Here is a 25,413-nt window from a genome sequence, read left to right on the forward strand (position 1 = left end):
GATTATTCTGTTCACATCAAATATGAATCCGCGAAATGGGGGACATTTATTTTAAATCCTCACTGGTATTACAAACGTACATTGGATGCCACCTTTATTTGAGCCAGTGGATACAGATTGTTACAACATTCAAATCTTATATTTGATACTTGGTAGGAATCCTAGTCTTTTCTGTTAAGAAATTATTGCCTAAAAAGACCTTAGTTCAAATTCAAAGCCAGAGTTTTTTCCAACCTTCGTGACCCAATTTTTTTAAAGTCTTTCTATTGTTTTGAAAAATACTGTCAATATTTGGATGAGAGTCAACAATCTTGCTGATGCTATTTTCACGTAACAAATGTAATGTTGGGAAAGGAGCTCGGCCTACAAAATTGGTTATGTCGTCTTTCTTTTTTCCGGCAAACTGAAAAAAGGGATGGAAGTTTGCAATTTGAATGAATCCTTCCAAATCCATTTGATTCAAAAGAAGATCCGTATCATCTAAAAAATCATTTTGGTCTAAAAAATCTTCCAGAACATTGGGATGGATAAGAAGGGTTGTTTCTGTGACAAGCGGATCTGTTTCTTTTAAGATTTTTAATTCAGATTCTAAGTGGTTGAGTAATTCTTTTTTCGTTTTCGAACTACTAATCACATAACGAATTGTATTTGATTGAAAGGTTGGTTTCGCAAAAGGGCAGAGGTTCAGGCCAATTACAGATTTCAAAATCCAATCTTTCATTTGAGTTAGAATTTCTTCTTCTTTGGGTATAGGCACTTCTCTGGACATTCCAAAAATTTCCTTTTTGTTTTGCAGATATCGAATTACCAGGTTTTATTCTACTGAATTGAATGGAATCAAAGTTATGAAACTAAAGTTTGATATCCGAAAAATTTATCACCAAAAAAATGCCAATTGTTTGAGAATGAGAGTTTGGGAGGGAATAATTGATTTACGAAGAGGTGTAGGGATTGGAAGATTTCAATTACTAGTTTCTTATGGCAAACGTCCCTACAAATTTGACTCAATTCCTTTTTGAACAAACTACAAAGAAAGAACGCGAATGGTTAGAAGATCAGGTTGGGTTCAATGATTTAGGTCTTATGACCGGATTTGTGGCAACACCACGTTTTTTATCTAAAAAAAATATCTCTTATGATTCTAAAACCAGAGGTGATTTGGTTCCTCATTTACCAGGATTTGAAGTAGATGGCTGGAACTTAGTTCGATTAGCTCGTGTTTGGTTATTGTTGCATTTGCCTATCGAACCAAAAGAACAATTCATTAAAAATATCGAAACCCTATTTGATACTGCAGAATTAAACGAGTTGGTAGCTTTATATTCTGTTTTACCACTACTTCCTTATCCTTCGGAATGGTTGCCAAGGGCCACTGACGCCGTTCGTTCCAATATGGGATTTGTATTTGATGCGATTGCACTTCAAAATCCTTATCCAGAACTTTATTTTCCGGAAATTGCTTGGAACCAATTAGTATTAAAAACAATTTTTAATGGAAAACCCATTCATTGGATTTATGGAATGGATAGACGTAAAAACAAAGAACTTGCAATTGCTATTTCTGATTTTATCAGTGAACGTATGGCTGCGGGAAGAACGGTTCCATTACAAATATGGAGATTGCTCTCTGCTTTTGTTGATGTTACGATGGATTCGAAACTTCTTTCTTTGTTGGTATCAGGAACAGAAGCGGAAAAAGAAGTAGCTGCACTTGTTTGTTCTGAATCTTCTGAACCCAGGATTCGTTCATTACTCACAAAGTTTCCAGACTTAGAATTATCGATACAAAAAGGAGAGTTGGATTGGTCTAAGTTTGAGTCCATTCCAGAATAAACATCTATGTGTCAGAATCCAAACGAACGATCAACGAACCCATCCCATTTTGAATCCACTCATTCACAAGAAGAGATACCTACTCATAGAGATTTATTGTGGGAGGATTATCAAAACCTAATCCATGGTATGCGGTTTTTTGATCCTCATATCCATATGGTATCAAGAACGACAGATGATTACCAGATGATGGCTAAAGCAGGAATTGTTGCCATCATCGAACCTGCTTTTTGGGTAGGTCAACCGAGAACAGGGCTCGCCAGTTTTAAGGATTATTATAGTAGTCTTGTGGGTTGGGAAAGATTCCGATCTTCTCAATTTGGAATTAAACATTATTGCACTATGGGATTAAATTCCAGAGAAGCAAATAACGAACGTCTGGCGGAAGAGGTGATGGAGATATTACCTTTGTTTGCTTATAAAGAAGGTGTTGTTGGGATTGGTGAAATTGGTTTTGATGACCAAACCGCTTTAGAAGAGAAATATTACCGGTTACAATTGGAACTTGCTAAAAAAACCAAATTACCTGTGCAAATCCATACACCGCACAGAGATAAAAAAAGAGGAACAGAAAGAAGTATGTCCATCGCTTTAGAACATGGATTGGATCCCTCCTTTGTCGTTGTAGATCATAATAATGAAGAGACCGTAAAGTCAGTGTTAGACCAAGGTTTCTGGGCAGCATTTACGATTTATCCCTTTACTAAAATGGGGAATGAACGTATGGTCGCGGTAGTCGAAAAATATGGTTCCGAAAGAATTATGATCAACTCTAGTGCAGATTGGGGAATTTCAGATCCACTTGCCATTCCTAAAACAGCCGCTCTAATGAAACAAAGGGGGATTCCTTTAGAATTGATTCGTATGGTTACTTATCAAAATGCGATTGATGCATTTGCAAAAAGTGGGCAAATTGATGTCACTGATTTTGAAACTGAATTCCAACCAGATCCGAATGCAAAATTTCATGGTAACTCTATCCTTCGTGGTGGTCAACAACCCGTGATCAATAAAAATTCACTACTGATTCAATAGATGTATTTAAAAGCTTATTTTACTCTTCTTCGACCTGCAAATTTAGTTACGGCACTTGCTGACATTCTCGCAGGTATGTCTATTGTTGGTTTTATTTGGAATGACCTAACACCCGTATTACTTCTAATCTCCACCATTGGTTTGTATGGTGGAGGTGTGGTTTTGAATGATTATTTTGACCTCTCCGTTGATACTAAAGAAAGACCGGAACGTCCTATTCCCAGTGGAAAGGTCTCTAAACACGCTGCTTTGGTATTAGGAGTTTTGTTTTTGGGACTGGGAGTAGTTTTTGCATTTTTATACCAGATTCAAAGTGGTTGGATTGCCTCGGTTATTGTTATTTTAGTTCTTACTTACAACCGTTTTGCGAAGCACCACTCTATTTTTGGTCCGATTTTTATGGGAATGTGTCGTGGTGGTAATTTAATTCTTGGAATGAGTTTAGTCTCTGATGTTAAATTATCTGAAGTTTTCCTTTCGATTTTTCCCATTTTATACATCGCAGCAATCACAATGATTAGTCGAGATGAAGTCCATGGTGGTAAAAAAAGATCCCTTGTTTTTGCAGGGATTTTATATCTGTTAGTTTTTTTCTCTATCTCATTTTTATCTTTTCGATTGGGGAATATCTTTTTAAGTATTCCTTTTGTCTTTATGCATTGTGGGATGGTGTACCCTCCGCTTTTTCGTGCCTACCAAAATCCAATTGGACCTATGATTGGTAAGGCGGTAAAAATGGGTGTCATCACACTCATCCTTCTCAATGCTTCCTTTGCGGCAAGTTTTGGGTTTTTGTCCGTAGCTCTTATTATCCTTTGTTTGTTACCACTTTCTCTGATTTTGGCAAAATATTTTTCTGTTACTTAGAGTTGTATTATGATTGAAGATTCACTCCCTCCTCTTTTGTCTGAGTTCCAAGTTCCTTATCGTTATACGGTTCAATTTACGAAAGGAATCTTCCGTCCGGAAAACACTTGTTTGCGTAAATTTTTTATATCAGAACAAAAAGAAGGAATCATAAAAAAAGCTCTTATCGTTTTAGATGAGGGTTTAGTTGCCCACCATCCCCATTTAACAGCAGAGATCAAATCCTACTTTCAAGATTTGGATTCGATTGTTCAACTAACAAGTGATGTAATGGTGATTCCCGGTGGAGAGGATTGTAAAAACAATTCCAAACTTTGGGAATCTTTGGTAAATGCCGTGGATCGTTTTGGAATAGATAGACATTCTTATATCATAACGATTGGCGGAGGGGCCGTCCTTGATTTGGTCGGATATGTTGCGGCAGTTTCTCATCGAGGGATTCGTTTGGTTCGGATACCGACAACTGTACTTTCGCAAAATGATTCTGGAGTGGGAGTGAAGAATGGGATCAATTACCAAGGAAAAAAGAATTTTTTAGGAAGTTTCGCACCACCGGTTGCTGTATTTAACGATTTTTTATTTTTAGAAAGTTTAGATGACAGGGATTGGCGTTCGGGTATGGCTGAAGCAATCAAAGTATCGCTCATCAAAGATAAAGATTTTTTTCATTGGATTGAATCGAATGTCGAAACTTTGAAAAACCGTAACTTAGAGAAGATGTCTTATTTAATTCATCGTTGCGCTGAACTTCATATGGATCATATTGCGAAAGGAGATCCTTTTGAGTTTGGATCTTCTAGGCCTCTCGACTTCGGGCACTGGGCTGCACATAAATTGGAATACTTAACTGATTTTTCTATCAGACATGGGGAGGCTGTTGCCATCGGTATGGCCCTCGATACTGTTTATTCATTTCAAAAGAATTTACTTGCTGAAGAGGATTGTAATCGCATCCTTTCGGTTCTAAAGAAACTAGGTTTTGTAATTTATCATCCTAAGTTATCCGAAAGAGAAAAAACAAATTTATATTTGGGTTTGCAGGAATTTAGAGAACATCTAGGTGGGAGACTCACCATTATGTTGTTATGTGGCATTGGGCAGTCAAAAGAAGTTCATGAAATCGATCGAAAAACACTCGCAGATTCTGTAGATTTCCTGGTCGAAGTGCAATGAACACTCGGTATGGCCAGCTAACGTATTGTTCCAATATTCACCCTGGTGAATATTGGTCAGATCATTTCATTCATCTAAAAAATAACCTTCCTCTCGTTCGTAAAATTGTTTCTCCGGATGCACCTATGGGTATTGGCCTTCGATTGTCAAACGAAGCCTCTTTAGAATTAATAAAACCTGAGATGATAATTGAATTTCAAACTTGGTTGGAGACGGAAGGGTTTTATGTTTTTTTAATCAATGGATTTCCTTACGGCAGTTTCCACGAAAGAATTGTAAAAGAAAATGTGTATCATCCAGATTGGGCCACGAACGAACGTTTAGAATATACTTTACGATTGTTTTCGATTCTTTCTCAATTATTACCCAAAGGAATGGACGGTGGAGTTTCCACACCTCCTTTGTCCTACCAGTTTTTTGACACAAACGATGTAGACCGTAAAAGAAGAACAGAAAATGCCACCAAACAGATAGTAGATGTCCTGATTCATTTAGTTGAGATTCAAATAAAAACAGGACAAACTTTGCATTTGGATATAGAACCAGAACCCGACGGAATTTTGGGAAATGTTAATCTTTGGGTGCAGTGGTTTTTAAAATTACTTTTGCCTGCAGCTATTTCTAAAGTACAATCAAAATGGGGGGTTACAAAAGAAAAAGCAGAAGGTATGACAAAAACACATATTCGACTTTGTTTGGATGTTTGTCATTCTGCTGTAAGTTTCGAAGACAACCAAAACATCATTCGTTTACTGAAAGAAAATTCCATCCAAGTTGGTCGTATCCAAATTAGTTCGGCATTGAAGGTAAATTTCCCCAATGAACCAAAGGAAACAATGGATGTACTTGTTGGTTTTGATGAACCAACTTATCTCCATCAGGTGGTAGTCAAATCCCTTGATCAAAAAATACAATCCTATCCAGATTTACCTGAAGCCATCCAGGCTGGCGGAAAACCATTTGAAGAATGGCGGATTCATTTTCATGTTCCCGTATTTTTAAATTCCTATGGACTTTTAGCATCTACCCAAAGGGAACTAATCGAAATTTTGAATTTACAAAAAGAATTTCAGATCACTAATGCCTTGGAAATAGAAACCTATACTTGGGGTGTATTACCGAAAGAATTACAAATTCCCGTTGTTGAATCCATCATTCGCGAATTTCAATGGGTAGAGTCGATTTTGGAGATAGGAAAAAAATCTAAGGATTGAAATATGAAACAAACAAAATTAAATCATTTTAAAAAAACGGTAGTCATTGATGTTGTAGGGCTTAGCGCTAGTTTGGTGGGAGAGTTTACTCCGTTTCTAAAAAAGTATTTGGAAAGTAGGCAAACCCGGCTCATTGAACCTATGCTTCCTGCTTTGACAACTAGTTCCCAATCAACTTATCTGACTGGTCAGTGGCCCAACAAACATGGAATTGTTGGGAATGGTTGGTATGATCATGAAGATTCGGAAATCAAATTTTGGAAACAATCCAATCCTCTGGTGAATGGAGAAAAGATTTGGGAACGAGCTAAAAAAATAGATCCAAGTTTTACCTGTTCTAAAATGTTTTGGTGGTACAATATGTACTCAAGTGCAGATTATTCCGTCACCCCTAGACCACAGTATCATGCAGATGGAGTCAAAGCCCCCGATTGTTATTCGCAACCACCGGAACTTCGGAACGAGTTACAATCAGTGCTTGGTCAGTTTCCGCTATTTCATTTTTGGGGACCGAATGCTAATATCAAATCTACACAGTGGATTGCTGATGCCACTATCCTGGTAGATAAAAAGTACAATCCTACTCTCACGTTAGTGTATCTTCCTCATCTCGATTATTGCCTTCAAAAGTTTGGGCCAAAGCAGAATACCATCAAAAAAGAACTTCGTGAGATTGATACAGTCCTAAAACAATTGATTCAATATTATGAAAGTAAAGACACCCAGATCATTTTATTATCTGAATATGGAATTACTGAAGTTCATCGCCCCATACACATCAATCGAATTTTACGCGAGAACGGTCTTGTTTCTGTTCGCAAAGAAAGGTGGTATGAACTTTTGGATCCAGGAGCATCTAAAGCATTTGCGGTTTCTGATCATCAAATTGCACATATCTATTGTAAGGATGAGACTGTCAAAAATCAGGTTTTAGAACTTTTAAAAAAAGTTCCTGGTATCTCTCTCATTTTGGATAAAAAAGCGCAAAAAAAATACCATATCGATCACAAACGCTCCGGAGATATTGTTGCAGTTTCCGACTGGGACTCCTGGTTCACTTACTACTATTGGTTAGATGACAAAAAGGCTCCAGATTATGCTCGTTTGGTGGATATTCACAGAAAACCTGGATATGATCCTTGTGAAATGTTTATGGATCCTAAAAAACCAGGGATTCGTTTGCGGGCTGGGCTAAAAATACTTCGTAAAAAAATGGGATTTCGGTATCTGATGGACGTGATTCCTTTAGATGCCAGTTTGGTGAAGGGTTCCCATGGGGCTCTTCATAAAAAAAAGGAATTTTACCCTATTTTTTCTTCAGACAAACCATACCCTAAAAAAGAAATTTCTGCTGATAAAGTGTACGATTTGATTTGGTCCCAGATGACTTCTTAGATTTAAATGTTTGACTCGTTACCTTCTAACACAATATTTTTGATTCAGTGTCCGTCGAAGAAATCAAAATTGTAAACTATTCCAAAGGTGCTGCCATCGTTGTGCAGAACTCCATTAATACTGGAAATTTTTTTATTGTTAGGTCTGGACGAGTTTCGGTTGATTCCGAACATATCGTTGTTGACCATGAACTTGCTTATTATGAAGCAGGAGATAGTTTTGGCCTTGTATCTGCCCTCACCGAACACCGATTTTTGGTAACTTTGTTTGCAGATACTGATGTTGAGTTAGTTCAAATTCCCATCCGTCTACTTGGGTCATATCTAAAAGAAAGAAAGGAACTAGCGATGAAAATTTTGGGTCTCTACTCAAGAGAACTCAGAACCCTACAAAAACATCTTTCCAAAGCCAACAAACCAGCCGACAGGGATTATCATCCCGAACGATTGGTTTTAAATGCGAAGACATATTTGTCTTGGCAAAAACCAAATTTGGCTGCTTATTCTTTACAAACTTTTTTAAACTGGTCTAAAGAAAACAACTCCACGGAAAACCTAACGGAAGCTACTGATTTACTCAGAGCCATTGGATCTAATTACAAACCCTTTGTTTGGGATAGTATGCAAGGTAATGTAGAGGCTGGTGAGATTCTGTTTGTTGAAAGCGAAAAGAATAACGAAATCTATGTTGTATTAGAAGGAAATGTCAAACTATTTGGTATCGTTCGTGGTTACGAATATGTCATCGATGTTTTAGGACCTGGCGAAATTTTTGGTGAGATGTCTCTTATTGATAATGCACCTCGTATGGCTTCTGCCATTACAGAAACTAAAAGTAAAATTCTTCGTGTAACAGCAGAAAATTTATTTGAATCTGTCGGCCCTTCGTTGTTACAAAAAATCTTCGAAAGTATTGCAAGACGAATTTGGTTCTCGCACCAGCGTTTGGTAATTTTGCGATTGAAAACTCCGGTGATTCGACTTTACGCATATCTTTACAATTCCATTCGAGACCAAGACATACGATTGGGTAGGAATTTGGATGAAAGTCTTGCCAATGCTCATACTATCTACATCCAAATGGAAGAACTTTGTAATATGTGCGGAATCATCAAGGTCAAACAAGATACGATCCAAGAGTTCCTGGCTGACACAAACCTAACCATTGAACCCAACCGCATTACTATCAAAAGTCGCAAACGTTTGGAAGAGAAATTGGGGCATTACAAATCCAAAGAAGGGCAGATTGTTGCCTAAAACCTCAGAGTGGGTCCTAAGATAAGCCAAATTTGCCTATTTTTTATCCAAGTGGAAGGGGGAGTGGGATTTACGCCCGACGGGACGTTGTCATTTTTCGTTCTCGGTAAAATTTGTAATGATTTTTTCTCTCATTGTGTTCTAGTTCGGTGATGAAAAAATTTCTCGTGTATTCTCTCGGGGCATTCTATATCATAGCGGGAACCAATCATTTCTTTTCACCTGATTTTTATTTAGAAATCATGCCGGATTACCTACCGTTCCACGAATTACTAAACGTAACGAGTGGGCTTGCAGAAATTACACTTGGTGTTCTTGTTCTTTACGAACGAATGCGAAAGATCGTCTGTTTTGGTATCATTCTTTTGTTACTTGCGATCTATCCAGCTAACATAAATATGTTGCTAACGGCTTTAGAGGGAAAGGACTATGGTGTTCCAATCTGGGCATTATACGCACGATTACCCGTTCAGTTTTTGTTTATCTATTGGGCTTGGTTTGTTCGAGATTACAAAGAAACTGAAGAACCCACTTACCCATCCTAGTATTGGGACGAATGGTTGATTTAGGATCATCGCCGATTCAGATTTTATATAGAATGACAAAAGAGCAAAAAAGAAAACCCTTAGAAAATTCCAAGAAAGGCGGACAATGGACCTTTCTATCCAATCATGCGCATGTTTTGATTTGTTTGAGTAGAGATCCAGAGATGCGGCTGAAAGATGTGGCCCTGCTTGTTGGGATTACTGAAAGAGCCGTACAAGCCATTGTCAAAGATTTGGTAGATGCACAAATTTTAGACAAAAGCAAGGATGGACGCCGGAATCAATATTTAATCCAAACAGAACAGAAATTGAGGCATCCTTTGGAGGCAACACACTCAATTTCGGAATTATTGCGGTTAGGAAAATAACCGCAATATGAAGTTAGGTTACCCGCAATTTTTCTGATTCTTTCACTTTCGAAACAATCCATTCATTTCTAGGCACTGGGATATGTAGACCTTTTGCCATCTTTACTACTTCTCCATTGATAAAATCAATTTCTGTCTTTCGTCCGTGATCTAAATCTTGGACCATAGAAGTGCGTATTCTGAAATATTTCAAACCAAGAATCAAAAGTATCAAATGACGAATCCACGTGGGCAAAGCTCCTGGCCCATCACCTAACTTTTGAATGGGGAAGGATCCGGGAACTACTCGTTCTTCAATTCCTAATTTGTTTATTAATTGTTTAATCTCTGTTAATGTATCAATTGCTTCTCGCCTAGAATTCTTGTTTAGAAATAATTCACCTAAACTTACTTGTTTCGCTGCAGCAAGTCCATTGATGATGGAGTTAATGGCTAGTTTGTGCCAGCGGTATCCAGCAAGTTTGTCTGTTAGGATTACCGGCAGATAAGGTGGTAACATTTCTAGCCAAACAGAATCAGGTTTCTTCCCGGAAGTATCACCGAGAATGATACTTCCTACATTCGATTGGTAATAGGTTCCATTGGATAGTGTTTGGGTATTCCATCCAACAACTCCACCAATGATTTGATTTTTGTAAGTTTCAAATTGAGATTCGGGAATTCCGTTTTGAATGAGAATCCATTTTCCATTAGGTGTAAGTAAATGTTTTGTTTCTTCCAGATATTCTTTTATGTTTTGGTTTTTACATCCAATTAAAATATAATCAAATTTATCTTTGGTTTCTTGGATTTTTGTTAGATGGCTTTTTAAATTGACACTTACATTTTTTCCATTAGGGCCTTGGAAACGTATAGGGGATGCACTTAAAGATTGAAATCTATTTTCATTGCGACAAAGGATTTGGAAAGGAACCGCATTTTGATGAAGTGCGTGAATGATGGTTACTGTTACAGAGCCAATTCCACTAATCGCAATGGAAGGATACGTTTTTGACATATACCGGAGAAGTTTAACCTTTCCTTTGTAAAAATCTTCTCTTTTTTCTTGACGTTGCTTTGTTTGCTGATAAAAAACTTCTGGTTGTCATCAAAGGGGGAAATGATGAAAAACTTTTTCTTTAGAATATTTATTTTCATGTTAGTTGGAGTTTTCTTCGGGAATTGTATTTATACAGAACTTCGATCACCGGGTCTTGCGGCCAATATGACACAGTATGTAATGACTTCAGAGGATTATCAAATCCTTGGACCTGTTGAAACTCAAGGGGAATTTGTATCTTGGTTTTTACTTGTAGTCACAGGTGAAACTGGATATAGCGAACTTCTGAAACAAACACGTGAAAAAGGTGGGGACGATATTATCAATTACCGCTTTGAAGTTCGTCAAAAGAGTATTTTACTAATTGTGTGGAACCGCGTGATCTGGAATGCATCTGCAATTGCTATCAAATACAAAGATAAAATCAAAAAGTAAGAGTCATATTTTTCGGTCACATCTTTAGCTAGAAATGGAACTTAGGGGGAGTTTATTTCCCTCTAAGTGTAATCACAAGTTTTACGTTATCTAGTTTTTTCCCTGTCTTTTTAAAATAACTCTCTTTGAGTTCATTTAGAACTTCTTTTTCTAACTCCTCATCCATTTCCACATCTGTAATCTCACCCGTCTCTTCATTGAGAGCGTGATGGTGAGGCCCAATGTTGGAATCAAAATGAGTGACGCCATTTTTTAACTCCAAAGTTCCAAGCATTCCTTTTTCAGCAAAGAGTTTGAGGTTATTGAAAATTGTGGCACGCGATGCATGAGGAAAGTGGGAATTGACCAGATGGAACACTTCTTCTGCAAAGAGGTGTTGGTGGCGTTCCAAAAGTAAGTGAGCCATTTCCAATCTCTGTGAAGTCGGTCGGATCCCGTGGGATTCGAGGAGTTCCTTAGTTTTTTGGTAACTTAAGTCCATTTCAGTTTCACGTTCTCCGTGTGCATTTTTTTGTCAATAATTAGACTAAGTCTAAAAAATCATTTGATTAGATTTGGTATTGATTTAGACTAAGTCTAATTATTGTGATTCTAAAAGAATCTTAGGATAAAGGATATGGACAGAAAACAAGAAGAAAGTGGCAGTCAATCGGCCGCTTGGAAGGAATTTCAAGCCACGATCCAAGGAGAAGCGCCAGAAAAGGTAACTGCCTTTCGTTTTGCACGAGCTGGAGATTTAGCCTCGCTTTCCAAAGAAACTCCGTTTCCAGAGGCCTTCGAATGGAAGGATGAACGAGGGAACTCCTTATTAATGCTGTCCTCCTACCATGGTCAGGAAGTGGTCACGAATTATCTCCTAGAAAAGGGAGCTTACCCTAATGATAGGGACCGGTCTGGAAATTCTGTTTTGATGGGTGCGGCTTTTAAAGGTCACCTAGAAATTGTTAGGTTACTTTTGAGGTGGGGTGCAGATCCAGAATTGAGAAATCCACAAGGCTTCAGTGCTCTCGATTTCGCAACCATGTTTGGTCGGGAAAAAATCATTTCTTATTTAAGAAGGATAACAGTTCATTCGCAAAGAAAAACTTGGAAACTATGGATCAAATACCTTCATACGCTCGCAAAAAATAAATTTTTAATAAATAAAAAGGAGGCTCATATATGAGCAATAACCAACTAACGACGGCAGGTGGACAACCTGTATCTAGTAACCAACATAGTATCACCGCCGGAGAACGTGGCCCAATCCTTATTCAGGACACCCATTTGATTGAAAAACTAGCTCATTTCAATCGCGAGAGAATTCCAGAGAGAGTCGTTCATGCGAAAGGAGCAGGTGCTTTTGGAGTATTTCGCCTAACAAAAGATTTATCGGAGTATACTATTGCAAAAGTATTTCAAGGAAAAGGCAAAGAAACTCCGCTATTCTTAAGGTTTTCTACTGTTGCTGGTGAAAAAGGTTCGGCTGATACAGAAAGAGATCCTCGTGGATTTGCAGTGAAGTTTTATACTGAAGATGGGATTTGGGATGTTGTTGGAAATAACACACCGGTATTTTTTGAAAGGGATCCATTAAAATTCCCTGACTTCATTCATTCTCAAAAAAGAGATCCTGTAACTGGTTATAAAAACCCAGTTAGAATGTGGGATTATTGGTCAAAAGCTCCGGAAGCTATGCACCAAATCACCATTCTATTTAGCGATCGAGGAATCCCTGATGGATACCGATTTATGAATGGGTATGGGTCTCATACTTTTAGTTTTTGGAATCAAAAATCCGAACGTTTTTGGGTGAAGTTTCACTTTAAATCGAAACAAGGAATCAAAAACTTATCTCTTGAAAAAGCAAGTGAATTGGCAGGATCAGATCCAGATTATGCAACCAGAGATTTGTTTGAAGCTATCCATAGAAAAGAATTTCCAAAATGGAGGGTTTGTATTCAAATTATGCCTGAAAAGGATGCAGAAACCTATAAAGTAAATCCATTTGATTTAACAAAAGTTTGGTCACACAAAGACTATCCATTGATCGAAGTTGGTGAACTTGAGTTGAATCAAAATCCGAAAAACTACTTCTTTGAAGTGGAGCAGGCCGGTTTTAGTCCAAGTAATTTGGTTCCAGGCATTGGAGTTTCCCCAGACAAGATGTTACAAGGTAGGTTGTTCGCTTATCCGGATGCACAACGATATAGATTGGGTGGAAATTACCAGCTAATACCTGTCAATCGATCAAAAAGTCCTACAAACACATATCAAATGGATGGTTATCGTTCGGAAGAGAATCCTACTTATGATAATTATGAGCCAAATGGGTTTTCTGGGCCAAAAGAGGATATAAGAGTCAGTGAACCACCTCTTCGTATATCTTCAGCTGTAGATCGTTATGACAGCCATAAGGAGAACGACGATTTTTCCCAAGCGGGTGATTTGTATCGTATGTTAAAACCAGAAGAAAGAGATCGGTTGACTTCTGTCATTGCGGGAACTATGAAAGGAATCCCAAAAGATTTGGCGAAAAAGAACATCGAACACTTTGCCAAATGTGATCCCGAATACGGAAAAAAAATCGCCGAAAAGGTAGGTCTGTAGCTCGAACCACCCTGTTTATCCAAAGATAAACAGGGTTTTCTAACATCCTACCCATCTAAAAAAATTCTTGCACTTCCTTAGATGTTTTATTCAATCCTTCCGGTGTTCTCCGGAGATTCTATGAAACATCTAGATTTGTTATTTTTTCTCCAATGGAATTGGAACTTTCTTTGGATGAACCAATGAAACTCGTTTTGTTCTTATTTTTTTTTGTTATGGGATCACTGAACGCAGAGGTTCTATCTTTAGAATCAGGTTGGACATTTCAACTAGAGGGGGAAATCAATGCCAAACCAGTACTAGTTGGTGTTCCTTTAGTCGATCAAGGGTATCAGGTACCTATCAAAGGAAAATATCGATTAACAATTTTTATACCTAGCCTTCCTGAATCTTCACAAGCCGTTTATATGGACAGAATTCATTCCGCCGACCAAACCTTTTGGAATGGAAAAATTATAGGTTCTACAGGAAGTTTTTTTCCTCTGTATTATCCTTATTGGCATAAAGTCAGGTATTATGAGATTCCCATTTCTCTTCTCAAACAAGGTGAAAATGAGTTAGTTGTGGATATAGAATGTCGTGAAACTCAGTTTAGGTGCGGTGTGTTTCGTTCTGTTCCCATTTTTGGTTCACAAGATCAGATCAAAGATAAAATGGTTTTTGAAGACGTAAACCAAATCCTCATTGCTGCTTTATTCTTTGGGATTTTTCTTCAACAAGCGATTGGATATGCACTCAACCGATCTTCGAAATCTGGATTGTATTTAGCAGGAACCGCAGTTTTTTTTGTGGGGTGGCGGTTACCGGTTCTCAATAAAATTCATTTTTTAATGATTCATCCCGAAATTCTCGTACGGTTATTGTTTTTTTGTCAGTTTATTTTTCCCGTCTTTATTATGTTATTTGTTCATACTCTTTTTGACAGACGTATTACCAAACTTGCAGTAATTACATTTTTTTTAGATACGGTACTTGCTTTTTTTCAATTGTTTTCTATGGATCCGGATAGCCGTTTTTATTTGGTTTATATCTGGTATGTATTACTTGCAATCAAGGTTCCTATTCTGATTCAGTTGTTGGCAAGAAACTATAAAAAATCAGCGGAAGCAATTGTGGTTTCTCTTGGAGCTCTTGTCGCCACATTTTTTGGAATAGCGGATGTCATCACCGATGTTGTAACGGGAAAAAATGGATATCTAACTCAGTATGGAATTTTGACTTTTCTGTTTGCAGGAGTTTTTGCTATTGCTTTACAAAGTGCGAGAACGAGAAGGGAACTTCGTAATTTAAATGAATCTTTGGAGATGTTGGTTACACTTCGTACTCAAGAATTACATAAACAATATAAACTATTACATGATGATTTGGTAATGGCGGCCGGTTTACAATCTAAATTGATTCCTCCAATGGAATTCAAACATCGCTCTCTTAGTGTTGCTTCTATTTTTATGCCCATGGAAAAAATAGGTGGAGATTACTTCGATTATTATATTCATGAAGATGGATCCATTAGTTTTTTGTTATGTGATGTGCTTGGTCATGGAATTGCTGCAGCCCTCATCGCAAGTATGTTGAAAGTTAATTTTTTGGAAATTGCTCCTAAAGAAAAAGATCCCGCTAAATTCCTTTTGGAATTAAATCTTAAAATGTTGCCGGTTGTTGAAAAAAATTATATAACAGCTGTTGTAAGTCACTTTGATTTAGAAAACTCGATAATGAAATATTCGGTTATGGGCCATCCGAGTCCTTTCTCTATGAATGTTGTTTCCAATTCTTTGGCAACTCTTGGGGGGCGTGGCCCCATTATGGGTTGGAAAAAAGACGTTTTTGTCGAAACTTTTTCCAAAGAATTAGTTTCTGGCGATCGTTTCTTTTTCTATACAGATGGGATCACGGAAAGCCAAGACAAGAATAGGGAATTGTACGGAGAATTACGACTAAAGGAACAGTTGGCCTTAGGCCTACATCTTCCCTTAAAAGAGCTTAACGAAAAAATCAAAAAGGATATTCGAAAATTCGCATTTCGTTTGTCAGATGATGTAACTTACTTTACTATCGATATCAAATGAAAGTTTTGTTAGATCGATTGGGGATTCGTCGATTACTCAATTTAGGAGTCACGGAACATTTGGGTTTGGAATCCTCTGTTCGTGTACAACTTTCTAACTTGATTGCCGTTTTAGGGATCTACTCTAATATCCAATATTCTATTTTTTTTGTCATCGCTGGTGCTCCGCATTACCGGATCATGAATTTGATCCATGTTTGTGTCATAACCTCACTAGTGTTTGTTCTTTATTTGAATATAAAGGGAAAATACACACTTTCTCGAGTCATCTTGGTTTTCACCGTTTCTGTTCCTTTGTTCTTTGTTTCTACTATTAGTTTTGGCAGTTCTGGTGGGTTTTACTATTATTTCTTAATGTTTGCAATTGTACCTTTTGTAATCTTTTCTTATGAAGAAAAGTGGTGGATCCTCTTTGTGTTTTTGATGAACACAGGATTTTATATTTGGTTCGAATTTTTTGGCACACCTGGTAAATTTGAAGAAGGGACTCTTTTGTATCGAAAAGAAATACAGGAATTGTTTCGTATCAACTCGGTAGTTTCTTGTTTATCCTTTGTAGCTTTGTTTATGTTTTATTTTTTAAGAAATATCAATCGTATACAAAAGGAAATGACTCGGATCAACGACCATAAGGATCGTATCTTTTCTATTCTTGCCCATGATTTACGGGGCCCTATGGGTACTATGAGTAATTTTCTGGGGTATTTAACAACTTCCTTGCCGGAAAGAGATGAGTTGATTTTTGGATTAAAAGAACTTAAAAAAACGACAAACCAAACTTATTTGGTTTTAGAAAACCTTTTAGATTGGGTTCAGAACGAAACTAAAAAAACGCAATGTAATCCAAAGAATTTGAGCCTTTCCTTAATTCTAAAAAATACATTGGATATACTAAACATTCAGGCTACTGATAAAGGGATCTCTTGGGAAATAAATGTTTCGGAGACTGCCTCCGTATATTGTGATGAACGAATGACTGCAACAGTGCTGCGTAATATATTATCGAATGCAATAAAATATTCGCATCCTAATGGAAGAGTATCGATAGAAGCTGAACTTGTTTCTCAATTTATGGAAGTTCGATTTCAAGACAATGGTGTAGGAATGACGGATGATCTTTTATCAAAAATTATCGAAGGTAAACGATTTGCATCTGGATTTGGAACAGTTGGTGAGAAAGGAACAGGTCTTGGGCTTCTTGTTTGTATGGAATTGTTAAAAGAACAAGGGGGTTCACTTCAAGTATTCAGCCAACCGCAGGTTGGAACAAAAATTATCATCAGACTTCCATTAATAAATTAAATTCATTTCTTTTTTTTAATCATATAGTCCAATTTTTATTATGTGGCCTTCTTCTTATTTCCGTTGGTTAACCAAAGCTGTACCTACTGGTGCAGTAGAAACTTATCCAGAAATATCTGATTCTTATGAAACGAATCTTCCTAATGTATTTATTATTGGAGACCTAACGGGCGTTCCTCTGTTGAAATTTTCTGCGGAAAGTGGAGTGAACGTTTGGAAACACATTCGAGATATAAAGTCAGAAGCTTTGGATGTTGTGATCATTGGTTCAGGGCCTGCGGGTTTATCCTGCGCTTATGAAGCAAGTAGGCTTGGAAAAAAATATGTCGTACTCGAAGCAAATCTTCCCTTTCAAACCATCCAAAGTTATCCAAAACAAAAACCTATTTTTGCGGAACCTAAAAACTTAGAATTCCAATCCAAAATTAAAATCCAAAATTCAACAAAAGAAGAATTATTAGATTATTTAAATGGCCTTTTACAAAAGGAGCCAATCGAGTTACATACAGGGAAACGGGTTTCTTCCATTCAAACTCAAGGTTCTTTGTACTCTGTACAAACAGAACTGGGAGAGTCTTATCTAACTAGTTCTGTTGTGATTGCCATAGGCAAATCAGGGGATCCGAAACGTTTGGGTGTGAAGGGTGAGTCTGGCCCGAATGTTTTTTATCGTTTGTTCGATCCTTATGAATCTAAAGGTAAATCTGTTGTGGTTGTCGGAGGTGGTGATAGTGCTGTGGAAGCTGCCATCGCCTGTTCTGATTATGCGGAAGAGGTGAGTTTAATACATAGGGGACAGGAATTTCAGAGACCAAAACAAGAAAATAGAAAACGTTTGGATGACTTGGTTCAAAATGGAAAAATAAAACTTCTGTTAGAAGCAGAAGTGTCTGAAATTTCAGAACAGAATGTATTTCTAAAAACACCTAGTTCTTCTATCAAACGTAGGGCTGATTTAGTTTATGTTTTGATTGGAAATGCTGCACCGATCCCTTTTTTGAAAAAATTAGGAATTAAAATTCAAAATCAAAAATCACTTTCTGATTGGGTTGGATTTGTTTCTCTATTTTCTTTTGCTTGCCTTGCTTACTTGGGGAAGGCTTCGTTTTATGGGCCTGGTTGGTTTTCTCCATTGGCAACAACCTTTGGTGTAATATCAATTCTTTCATTGTCGTTTTTTGCCTATTTGAAATCTAAGGGTGGGTTTGGTTTCATTCAGCCTTGGGTTTGGTTTCGGAATACTTATCTATTAAGTTTATTTTTCTATTTTCTTTTTGTCTATCTATCGGCTACTTACTTTGGTTATACCTTGTTTGGGAAGTATCCATCTTTTCATTATACAATGTTGTATTCTTTAACAATTCTTGTATTTGGGATCCGGCGAATTTTAGTTCGTAGAACACAGTATATACTTTATCAAACTTTTAGTCTGATATTTGTCCAAATATTCTTTTTGTTTCTTTTGCCAGAATTGATTTTGCCTGAACTAGGGGACCTGGGATATTTGGGGAGTCCTGATGGATACATCCGTAAAGAAATTTTTCCCAACGATGCCTATTGGAAAGCATACGGTTTTATCTTAGCTTGGCCACTCAATATGGGTGTTTTATACGATGGAGGGATCACCAATTTTTGGTTAGGTTATGGCGTTTTGTTTAGTTTTGGATTGATTCCACTTATAGTATATAAGTATGGAAAGGGTGCCTATTGTGGTTGGATTTGTTCCTGTGGTGGCCTTGCTGAAACATTGGGTGATGAACATCGGCAAAAGATGCCTCATGAAAAATGGGCTTATCGATTCGAACATTCCGGGCAGTATATTCTCGCTTTAGCATTGATCTTAACAGTTTTAAAACTTGTGGGAGTTTATGGGAAAGTATATGATCCAAATTTAGAAATGAGTGAATTCATTGCTGATTCTGTTAAATGGATTTATGATATCGTTGTGGACATTGGTCTTGCGGGTGTCGTTGGCGTTGGGTTCTATTTCCTCTTTTCTGGTAGGATTTGGTGTCGTATGTTTTGCCCACTTGCATCTCTTATGCATGTTTATGCGAAGTTCAGTAGTTTTCGAATTTTTTCAGATAAAAAAAGATGTATATCTTGTAATATTTGTACAAAGAATTGCCATCAAGGAATTGATGTGATGGGTTATGCAAGTCGAGGGATTCCTATGGATAGCGTACAATGTGTACGATGTTCCGCTTGTGTTTCGCTTTGCCCGACAGATGTTTTACAATTTGGACAAATTAAATCGTCTGGCATTCATTATGATTTCTTGAAAGCAAAATAAGAAATCATAATGAATTTTTTAAGAGAAGAAGTTGAATTACTTTTTAGGGAAGGGGTTCGGGCCGCCACCCCCCAATTTCTTTTTGTAGAATTTTGGAGCAAAAATCCTGAACTTCTAAAACGTATAAACCAACCGGGCAAAAAGAACTACGTTTTTGCTTTAGGAAAAGCCGCTTATTCGATGGCCTTATCTTTTCAAGAATATTGCCCAGTTGATAAAGGTTTTATTCTTACAAAGTATGGACATCTTCCTGCCAAGGTACAAACCAAAGGTCAAATGGGCGTTTGGCAATGCCGGGAAGCTTCCCATCCAGTTCCAGATTTAAATTCAGAGCAACATTCGAGGGAAGTTCTATCAGATCTTTCCGCTTTAGGTGAAGACCACCAATTGATTGTTTTGTTATCTGGAGGTGGGTCTAGTTTATTTGAAATCCCGGAAATAGGTTTTGAATTAGAGGATCTCGTTCAATTAAATCAAAATTTATTAAAACAGGGACTTTCTATTTACGAAATCAATGCTGAGAGAAAAAAATATTCTGCGGTTAAAGGAGGAAAGTTATTAAAAAAATTAAATCCAAATCTTTCTGTATATACATTTGCCATATCAGATGTATTAGGTGATAATCCAGAGGTCATTGCTTCGGCTCCGAGTTATCCTGGGAGTGAGTTTTATGTGATCGGAAATTTATCTTTGTCTTTGGCTGCTATCGAACAAAAAGCTAAGTCTTTGGGATATGAAGTGCGAATCATCTCAGATTCTTGGGATCTATCGAGTGAAGAAACTGCAAAACATATCATTGGAGAATTGATAAACTCCAAAAAGAATAATAAAAAACAAGCGATTATACTTGGTGGCGAATTGGTTTGTCCTGTAATCGGAAATGGTCTTGGGGGTCGAAACCAAGAAACCGTCCTTAGGATGGCCATTCTTTCTGAATTTATGGAAAGAGATCGAGAATGGATCTTTCTTTCTTGTGGCACGGATGGAACTGATGGTCCTACCGATGCTGCCGGTGGGATGATCGGTCCAGAAAGTATAAATCAGATGAAAGCGAAAGGTTGGGATCCAAAGGCAGAACTTCTAAACTCCAATTCCTATCCGGTACTCAAAGATACAGACAGTTTGTTGTTTACAGGTGCTACTGGAACCAATGTTAACGATTTATTGATTCTTCTTGTCTCGGAAAGGGATTCCTAATTTTCTGTTTTGTCCTGACCAGTAGATTTGAAAGAGCGGATTTTGCCATCGACTCATTCCAATTTTTGATTCGATCAGTTCTTCATCTACTTTTTTCAGAATATTAACATGATCTTTTAAAAAACGCCATTGCACTTCTTCTTTTTTAGGAGGAGAAAGAAAATCTTTTGTAATATTGAAAACAGATTCCTGTAAACCAATTAAAGCTGGGACAAGGATAGAACGTACTGCTTGGTAATCAAAATTAGATTTTCTAGCAATCGATTCGTTTAACCACCATAAGGTTTCAGAATAAGTTGCATTCGATAATAAACTAGAAGAATTCAAAAAATTCTTAGTTCCAAAAAAGAACGGTTTAAACAAACTCAAACACGGGGTGGATGTTCCTGTATAAAAAACACGTAGTGGATCTTGATTTGTTTCTGATGTGTCCCACTCTACGATTAGGCTTCCGTTGGTTTGATTGGGTGTTGTTGGACCAGTTGCATGTAAACAAAGCGATTTCATTGAAGACGATGACGGTTCAAATTCATCTGTTTCAATTGCATGTGTTTTTAGAGCAGCCATCGCTTGTTTTGTAGTATAACTAGCATTTTCTTTTTCCAAGTTTTCTGCCGTTTTTTGATGTAGTATCCTTCTATCTTTACAATGACTCATATATGTGTAAAAGTGATCACTGAAATGATCCTTAAAGGAAAATTCTTTGTTGGATTTTTTGCGTAGTTTGTTGATTAAGTTGGGGGAGGAATAGTCAAAATCAGATCCGATGGTGAGGCCATTGGAAATAGCATAGAAAGAATCTATTTTTTTTGCGACCCAATACCTGTCTACAGTTTCTAATACATACCCATCTGTGCGATCAGCAATGATAAAACTGTTGTGATAGAAAAAGGAACGGTTTTCGTAACCACCACAAGCATCTTGACCGTAAGTCTCTAGTAATTCTGTGATGAGGAAAAGTCCATCTTTTGCGGATCTACACCTTTCTAATGCAAGTCGGATTAAATCCATTCCCGTCAAACCGTTGTTCTGTTTTTTTATCTTTAAATTAGTGAAAACAGCTTCATTTCCAATACAAAGTCCAAATTCATTCACACCCATTTCTGCTCCCCACATGTGGAAAGGTTTACTGAGAAAAACCTCATAAGTAACGTTCGTTTGTGGGATTTCTATATAAGTTGTACGTAATGTTGATCCCTTTGTATATTCCATACGTGGAACATGGAGAATGGATTGTGCTTCGTTTGGTTCTCGATCGGAGTTTTTGGCGAAGATTCTTTTTTGGGTATTGGTAAATTTTTCAGTGGCAAGGGAGGTGTCGCACATTCTAGAATGTTAAACAGATTTCTTTCAAAATACAAGACCAAATCAAATAAGAATATGACGTCGATCCCAAAACAAATTTCAGAATACATCCGAATGGGGTTATCCCAAGAACAAGTTAGGAAAAACCGGGCCAAGTATGGGGCCAATGAAATCACATCTTCTCAAAGGAAAGGGATCTTTCAAATGTTGTTCGGTGTGGTAACTGAACCGATGATTTTGCTTCTCATTTCCATAAGCATAGTCTATTTACTTTTGGGAGATCAAGGAGAAGCCCTTCTATTGTTATTTTCAGTTCTTGGAATCATTACAATTACTTTCATCCAAGAGAAAAAAACAGAAACCGCAATCTCTGCCCTTCGTTCTCTTGCAAGCCCACGGACGAATGTGATTCGTGATCAACAGATCATTCGTCTTGAAGGAAAAGATGTGGTATATGATGATTTACTGATTTTAAATGAAGGAGATCGTGTCCCAGCTGATTGCGAACTCATATCGGATCGAATGTTTTCTTGTGATGAATCTCTTTTGACAGGAGAGTCAGTTCCGGTTTCTAAGTCCCAATTAGATTTGATATTCTGTGGTTCGTTAGTTGTTAGTGGTGAAGGAGTTTGTCGTGTGACAGCAGTGGGCAATCAAACAGAAATTGGAAAAATTGGTCGAAAGATTGCTGATGAAGCTGTGGGCAAAACTTTATTAGAAGTAGAAGTTGCTAGGCTTGTTCGTAATTTGTTTATTGTCGCGGCTTCTTTATGTGTAATACTTGCTCTTTATTTTGGAATCGCAAAAAACCAATGGTTACAAGGTTTACTCTCAGGCCTTACGCTTGCTATCGGACTTATGCCAGAGGAACTTCCCTTGGTGTTGACCATATTTTTTGCCTTAGGTGCTTTTCGTTTGAGCACTAAAAATGTTTTGGTCAGACGTTCTTCTATCATTGAAACATTGGGAGCAGCCACTGTTTTATGTTCTGATAAAACAGGAACCATCACTCAAAATAAAATGAAAGTCGGAATTGTCGTGACTCATTCGGAAATGACTCATTTAACTCCTGCGTTAAGTCTTTCAGAAGGAACAAAAAATTTACTTCAGATTGCGTATTGTGCCTCCAAACATCCGAGTTTTGATCCCATGGACATTGCCATATCGGATTGTTTGGTTTTATATGATCAGGTAAAAGATTCGGCTCTTCTTTCTGTTCGTGATTTTCCTTTAACACCTGATCATTTAACTATGGTTCGTATATTAAAAGAAGGGGATGATTTTGTAAGTTATGCAAAAGGATCACCTGAAGCAGTTTTTGATTTGTGTAAATTTAAACCTTCTGAATTGGATTTTTGGACTGCTAAAACCAATGAATTAGCGAAACAAGGATATCGAATTCTTGGAGTCGCCAAGTCTCAAACACTATTAAAAGAAATTCCTGAAGAAAGAAAGGAAGTTAATTATACATTTTATGGCATTTTAGCTTTTTTGGACCCGATTCGAGAGATTGTTCCTTTGGCTGTCAAAACCGCCTACGACTCAGGAATTCGAGTGATTATGATTACCGGTGATTATCCCGAAACAGCAAAAAATATAGCAGATCAAATCGGATTAAAGGAATCCCATTTGGTATATACGGGAAAAGAACTGGCAAGTCTTAGTGAAGAAGAAATACAATCCGCCATTCGAACATGTAATATTTTTTCAAGAGTTAGTCCAGATGATAAATGGAAGATTGTTCGGATGTTAAAAGCGGATGGCGAAATTGTCGCTATGACGGGAGATGGGGTAAATGATGCACCGGCACTTCGAACGGCAAACATTGGTGTGGCGATGGGTGAAAGGGGAACAGATGTAGCTCGAGAAGCGGCCGATATTGTTTTGTTAGACGATTCATTTTCTTCCATATTGGAATCTGTTCGTATCGGCAGACAAATTTTTGATAATTTGAAAAAAGCTCTTGGTTATATCATCGGAGTTCATATCCCTATTGTTGGGATTACTTTTTTGCCCATTATTTTTGATTGGCCCATCATTGTGCTTTCTGCCATCCATATTGTATTTATGGAGATGGTCATTGATCCTACCTGCACGATCGTATTTGAAAGAGAGTCGGCAGAATCAGATTTGATGAAAAGGAAACCAAGAGAAACCAAAGAACCTTTGTTGGATCGAGAGTTGTTTGTAAATTCACTGATTCAGGGGGCTTTTTCTTTACTCTCTGTTGTGTCTTCCTACTGGATTATGGAATTGTATTTAAAAGGAGATTCTTCTCCCAAGGTTGTAAGTACGGCTAGCTTTGTTACATTAGTATTTTCGAATTTATTCTTAATCCTTGCCAACCGGTCTTTACATGAGTCTATGTGGAGTCGGATGCGAATTTCTAATCCTGTCATTCGTTATGTTTTTGCCGGAACCATCAGTGTATTGGTTTTTTCCATGTATTTACCAGGAATGAATACAATGTTCCGATTTGTCCCACTCAATTTTCTGCAATTTTCAGCAGCGATACTGGTTGCATTTGTGGGAGTAGTGTTTTACGATATGACAAAAGTTTTGGTTTCTAAATTACTTCGTAGCTGACATGTAAGGAGTCTGATTCCAAACTTAGTAAAAACATATGATCGAACTCTTCTTTCCCAAAAAGTATTCTGCGCTCTGTTTAAAATCTGCCTTTTTTGGATTTTTTGCCCATACGGGTTTTGTGCGTGGGTTACAAGAAATTGGTTTCAAACCTGCGATTGTTACAGGCTCCAGTTCTGGTGCAATGATTGGCGCCTTGTATGCAACTGGTCGTGAGATGGTGGAATTTGAATCTTTAATTCTGGGATTAAGAAAGAAAGATTTTTGGGAAGGAAATTCTCTCACTATGTTAGGTCGGTTGTTGCGAAAAGGTTTAAACGGTTACAGTGGTGTTTTGACTGGGAAAGCCACACGTAAAATTTTATATCCTTATTTAGGAAATCAAAAGTTTTCTGATTTACCCATCAAATTAGGAATCGCTGTTTCTAATCTTTCTAAAAACAAAAGAGAACTGATTACCGAAGGTAACGTACTCGATGCAGTGATGGCATCCATCGCTTTTCCTTTTTTATATGAAGTACAAGAATTTCAGGGTCAGGAATTTTTAGATGGTGGAATCGGAGACGGCGAACCTATCAAAGAACTTATTTTAGATCCAAGTATAGATCGAATCGTAATTCATCAAATAAATAACCATAGGCCTGTTAGTCGAAATGTGATGAAAAGGGCATTAGATGCTTCTGTTCAAATCATTGAGTCAGAAGCAGAAGATCTAAAATCCTTACTTGCTAAGGAAAAAGGAAAAAAACTCATTCGTTTGGAAACAAACACCCCTTATTTATCACCAAATGATTTTTCAAAAGGAAAGTTTGCACTGGCGGAAGGACGCGGAACTGCTTATCGACATAAAGCTGAAATTTTAGGTGATTTAGAGTTACCTGTATTTGGTTTTTTTAATCAGTAACCAATTGTT

Annotated in this window: 22 protein-coding genes; 18 read left to right on the forward strand and 4 right to left on the reverse strand. The window is 37.4% G+C overall.

Going from position 1 to position 25,413, the window contains the following annotated elements:
* Positions 1 to 211 precede the first annotated feature (211 nt).
* Entirely contained in the window at positions 212 to 769 is a 558-nt protein-coding gene (locus EHQ49_RS08410; RefSeq protein WP_135578363.1) for a DUF1415 domain-containing protein, read from the reverse strand.
* Between the two features lie 209 nt (positions 770 to 978).
* On the opposite strand from EHQ49_RS08410, the gene EHQ49_RS08415 reads away from it, so the two are divergent.
* The 9 genes from EHQ49_RS08415 to EHQ49_RS08455 all read left to right on the forward strand — a co-directional run bounded on the left by EHQ49_RS08415 (position 979) and on the right by EHQ49_RS08455 (position 9,686).
* On the forward strand, positions 979 to 1,833 hold the full coding sequence (locus EHQ49_RS08415; RefSeq protein ID WP_135578365.1) for an EboA domain-containing protein: 855 nt from the start codon (positions 979 to 981) through the stop codon (positions 1,831 to 1,833).
* A 6-nt stretch (positions 1,834 to 1,839) separates the two neighbouring features.
* Positions 1,840 to 2,868 carry a TatD family hydrolase gene (locus EHQ49_RS08420; RefSeq protein WP_135578367.1) on the forward strand — a complete coding sequence of 343 codons (1,029 nt, stop codon included), beginning with the start codon at positions 1,840 to 1,842 and terminating at the stop codon, positions 2,866 to 2,868.
* Positions 2,869 to 3,735, forward strand: coding sequence for a UbiA-like protein EboC (gene eboC / locus EHQ49_RS08425; protein ID WP_135578369.1), 867 nt, complete (start codon positions 2,869 to 2,871; stop codon positions 3,733 to 3,735). It begins immediately after the preceding gene.
* A gap of 9 nt (positions 3,736 to 3,744) precedes the next feature.
* Entirely contained in the window at positions 3,745 to 4,908 is a 1,164-nt protein-coding gene (locus tag EHQ49_RS08430) for a 3-dehydroquinate synthase (protein ID WP_135578372.1), read from the forward strand.
* The gene (gene eboE, locus EHQ49_RS08435) at positions 4,905 to 6,122 is read left to right on the forward strand and encodes a metabolite traffic protein EboE (protein ID WP_135578375.1); all 1,218 of its coding nucleotides are present in this window, start codon (positions 4,905 to 4,907) and stop codon (positions 6,120 to 6,122) included. The genes EHQ49_RS08430 and eboE overlap by 4 nt, the downstream gene beginning before the upstream one ends.
* Before the next feature lie 3 nt (positions 6,123 to 6,125).
* A complete protein-coding gene (locus EHQ49_RS08440) occupies positions 6,126 to 7,517 on the forward strand; it encodes an alkaline phosphatase family protein (protein ID WP_135578377.1) in 1,392 nt (463 codons plus the stop codon).
* Positions 7,518 to 7,564: 47 nt separating this feature from the next.
* Positions 7,565 to 8,773 carry a Crp/Fnr family transcriptional regulator gene (locus EHQ49_RS08445; protein ID WP_135578379.1) on the forward strand — a complete coding sequence of 403 codons (1,209 nt, stop codon included), beginning with the start codon at positions 7,565 to 7,567 and terminating at the stop codon, positions 8,771 to 8,773.
* 152 nt (positions 8,774 to 8,925) lie between these two features.
* Positions 8,926 to 9,318: a DoxX family protein gene (locus tag EHQ49_RS08450; protein WP_208732188.1), complete on the forward strand. Its 393-nt coding sequence runs from the start codon at positions 8,926 to 8,928 to the stop codon at positions 9,316 to 9,318.
* A gap of 53 nt (positions 9,319 to 9,371) precedes the next feature.
* Positions 9,372 to 9,686, forward strand: coding sequence for an ArsR family transcriptional regulator (locus EHQ49_RS08455; RefSeq protein WP_135578384.1), 315 nt, complete (start codon positions 9,372 to 9,374; stop codon positions 9,684 to 9,686).
* A 13-nt stretch (positions 9,687 to 9,699) separates the two neighbouring features.
* Here EHQ49_RS08455 and EHQ49_RS08460 read toward each other — a convergent pair whose 3' ends face one another.
* Positions 9,700 to 10,683, reverse strand: a complete 984-nt coding sequence (locus EHQ49_RS08460) for a ketopantoate reductase family protein (RefSeq protein ID WP_135578386.1) — start codon at positions 10,681 to 10,683, stop codon at positions 9,700 to 9,702.
* Positions 10,684 to 10,788: 105 nt separating this feature from the next.
* Here EHQ49_RS08460 and EHQ49_RS08465 point away from each other — a divergent pair, with 105 nt between their 5' ends.
* Positions 10,789 to 11,160 carry an LIC11742 family lipoprotein gene (locus EHQ49_RS08465; RefSeq protein WP_167483001.1) on the forward strand — a complete coding sequence of 124 codons (372 nt, stop codon included), beginning with the start codon at positions 10,789 to 10,791 and terminating at the stop codon, positions 11,158 to 11,160.
* A gap of 52 nt (positions 11,161 to 11,212) precedes the next feature.
* Here EHQ49_RS08465 and perRA read toward each other — a convergent pair whose 3' ends face one another.
* A complete protein-coding gene (gene perRA / locus EHQ49_RS08470) occupies positions 11,213 to 11,641 on the reverse strand; it encodes a peroxide-responsive transcriptional repressor PerRA (protein WP_135578389.1) in 429 nt (142 codons plus the stop codon).
* A 135-nt stretch (positions 11,642 to 11,776) separates the two neighbouring features.
* On the opposite strand from perRA, the gene EHQ49_RS08475 reads away from it, so the two are divergent.
* The 6 genes from EHQ49_RS08475 to EHQ49_RS08500 all read left to right on the forward strand — a co-directional run bounded on the left by EHQ49_RS08475 (position 11,777) and on the right by EHQ49_RS08500 (position 20,609).
* A complete protein-coding gene (locus tag EHQ49_RS08475) occupies positions 11,777 to 12,325 on the forward strand; it encodes an ankyrin repeat domain-containing protein (RefSeq protein ID WP_135578391.1) in 549 nt (182 codons plus the stop codon).
* Positions 12,322 to 13,749 carry a catalase gene (locus EHQ49_RS08480; RefSeq protein WP_135578394.1) on the forward strand — a complete coding sequence of 476 codons (1,428 nt, stop codon included), beginning with the start codon at positions 12,322 to 12,324 and terminating at the stop codon, positions 13,747 to 13,749. The genes EHQ49_RS08475 and EHQ49_RS08480 overlap by 4 nt, the downstream gene beginning before the upstream one ends.
* A gap of 182 nt (positions 13,750 to 13,931) precedes the next feature.
* Entirely contained in the window at positions 13,932 to 15,818 is a 1,887-nt protein-coding gene (locus EHQ49_RS08485) for a PP2C family protein-serine/threonine phosphatase (RefSeq protein ID WP_135578396.1), read from the forward strand.
* Positions 15,815 to 17,119, forward strand: a complete 1,305-nt coding sequence (locus EHQ49_RS08490; RefSeq protein ID WP_135578399.1) for a sensor histidine kinase — start codon at positions 15,815 to 15,817, stop codon at positions 17,117 to 17,119. The genes EHQ49_RS08485 and EHQ49_RS08490 overlap by 4 nt, the downstream gene beginning before the upstream one ends.
* A 40-nt stretch (positions 17,120 to 17,159) precedes the next feature.
* The gene (locus EHQ49_RS08495; RefSeq protein ID WP_135578401.1) at positions 17,160 to 19,412 is read left to right on the forward strand and encodes an NAD(P)-binding domain-containing protein; all 2,253 of its coding nucleotides are present in this window, start codon (positions 17,160 to 17,162) and stop codon (positions 19,410 to 19,412) included.
* A 9-nt stretch (positions 19,413 to 19,421) separates the two neighbouring features.
* On the forward strand, positions 19,422 to 20,609 hold the full coding sequence (locus tag EHQ49_RS08500; protein WP_135578403.1) for a glycerate kinase type-2 family protein: 1,188 nt from the start codon (positions 19,422 to 19,424) through the stop codon (positions 20,607 to 20,609).
* Here EHQ49_RS08500 and EHQ49_RS08505 read toward each other — a convergent pair.
* The gene (locus EHQ49_RS08505) at positions 20,574 to 21,935 is read right to left on the reverse strand and encodes a C69 family dipeptidase (protein WP_135578405.1); all 1,362 of its coding nucleotides are present in this window, start codon (positions 21,933 to 21,935) and stop codon (positions 20,574 to 20,576) included. The genes EHQ49_RS08500 and EHQ49_RS08505 overlap by 36 nt on opposite strands.
* Before the next feature lie 54 nt (positions 21,936 to 21,989).
* On the opposite strand from EHQ49_RS08505, the gene EHQ49_RS08510 reads away from it, so the two are divergent.
* Both EHQ49_RS08510 and EHQ49_RS08515 read left to right on the forward strand, forming a co-directional pair.
* Positions 21,990 to 24,500: a cation-translocating P-type ATPase gene (locus EHQ49_RS08510; protein ID WP_135578407.1), complete on the forward strand. Its 2,511-nt coding sequence runs from the start codon at positions 21,990 to 21,992 to the stop codon at positions 24,498 to 24,500.
* 37 nt (positions 24,501 to 24,537) lie between these two features.
* Positions 24,538 to 25,404, forward strand: a complete 867-nt coding sequence (locus EHQ49_RS08515; RefSeq protein ID WP_135578409.1) for a patatin-like phospholipase family protein — start codon at positions 24,538 to 24,540, stop codon at positions 25,402 to 25,404.
* Positions 25,405 to 25,413 lie beyond the last annotated feature (9 nt).

This window comes from Leptospira perdikensis (assembly GCF_004769575.1).
In the GTDB taxonomy this organism is placed as follows: Bacteria; Spirochaetota; Leptospiria; order Leptospirales; family Leptospiraceae; genus Leptospira_A; species Leptospira_A perdikensis.

Bases quoted from the DNA above. Each gene is read 5' to 3' on its own strand.
- EHQ49_RS08410 (WP_135578363.1), bottom strand. From the start codon at position 769: ATGTCCAGAGAAGTGCCTATACCCAAAGAAGAAGAAATTCTAACTCAA.
- EHQ49_RS08415 (WP_135578365.1), top strand. From the start codon at position 979: ATGGCAAACGTCCCTACAAATTTGACTCAATTCCTTTTTGAACAAACT.
- EHQ49_RS08420 (WP_135578367.1), top strand. From the start codon at position 1,840: ATGTGTCAGAATCCAAACGAACGATCAACGAACCCATCCCATTTTGAA.
- eboC (WP_135578369.1), top strand. From the start codon at position 2,869: ATGTATTTAAAAGCTTATTTTACTCTTCTTCGACCTGCAAATTTAGTT.
- EHQ49_RS08430 (WP_135578372.1), top strand. From the start codon at position 3,745: ATGATTGAAGATTCACTCCCTCCTCTTTTGTCTGAGTTCCAAGTTCCT.
- eboE (WP_135578375.1), top strand. From the start codon at position 4,905: ATGAACACTCGGTATGGCCAGCTAACGTATTGTTCCAATATTCACCCT.
- EHQ49_RS08440 (WP_135578377.1), top strand. From the start codon at position 6,126: ATGAAACAAACAAAATTAAATCATTTTAAAAAAACGGTAGTCATTGAT.
- EHQ49_RS08450 (WP_208732188.1), top strand. From the start codon at position 8,926: ATGAAAAAATTTCTCGTGTATTCTCTCGGGGCATTCTATATCATAGCG.
- EHQ49_RS08455 (WP_135578384.1), top strand. From the start codon at position 9,372: ATGACAAAAGAGCAAAAAAGAAAACCCTTAGAAAATTCCAAGAAAGGC.
- EHQ49_RS08460 (WP_135578386.1), bottom strand. From the start codon at position 10,683: ATGTCAAAAACGTATCCTTCCATTGCGATTAGTGGAATTGGCTCTGTA.
- EHQ49_RS08465 (WP_167483001.1), top strand. From the start codon at position 10,789: ATGAAAAACTTTTTCTTTAGAATATTTATTTTCATGTTAGTTGGAGTT.
- perRA (WP_135578389.1), bottom strand. From the start codon at position 11,641: ATGGACTTAAGTTACCAAAAAACTAAGGAACTCCTCGAATCCCACGGG.
- EHQ49_RS08475 (WP_135578391.1), top strand. From the start codon at position 11,777: ATGGACAGAAAACAAGAAGAAAGTGGCAGTCAATCGGCCGCTTGGAAG.
- EHQ49_RS08480 (WP_135578394.1), top strand. From the start codon at position 12,322: ATGAGCAATAACCAACTAACGACGGCAGGTGGACAACCTGTATCTAGT.
- EHQ49_RS08485 (WP_135578396.1), top strand. From the start codon at position 13,932: ATGAAACTCGTTTTGTTCTTATTTTTTTTTGTTATGGGATCACTGAAC.
- EHQ49_RS08490 (WP_135578399.1), top strand. From the start codon at position 15,815: ATGAAAGTTTTGTTAGATCGATTGGGGATTCGTCGATTACTCAATTTA.
- EHQ49_RS08495 (WP_135578401.1), top strand. From the start codon at position 17,160: ATGTGGCCTTCTTCTTATTTCCGTTGGTTAACCAAAGCTGTACCTACT.
- EHQ49_RS08500 (WP_135578403.1), top strand. From the start codon at position 19,422: ATGAATTTTTTAAGAGAAGAAGTTGAATTACTTTTTAGGGAAGGGGTT.
- EHQ49_RS08505 (WP_135578405.1), bottom strand. From the start codon at position 21,935: ATGTGCGACACCTCCCTTGCCACTGAAAAATTTACCAATACCCAAAAA.
- EHQ49_RS08510 (WP_135578407.1), top strand. From the start codon at position 21,990: ATGACGTCGATCCCAAAACAAATTTCAGAATACATCCGAATGGGGTTA.
- EHQ49_RS08515 (WP_135578409.1), top strand. From the start codon at position 24,538: ATGATCGAACTCTTCTTTCCCAAAAAGTATTCTGCGCTCTGTTTAAAA.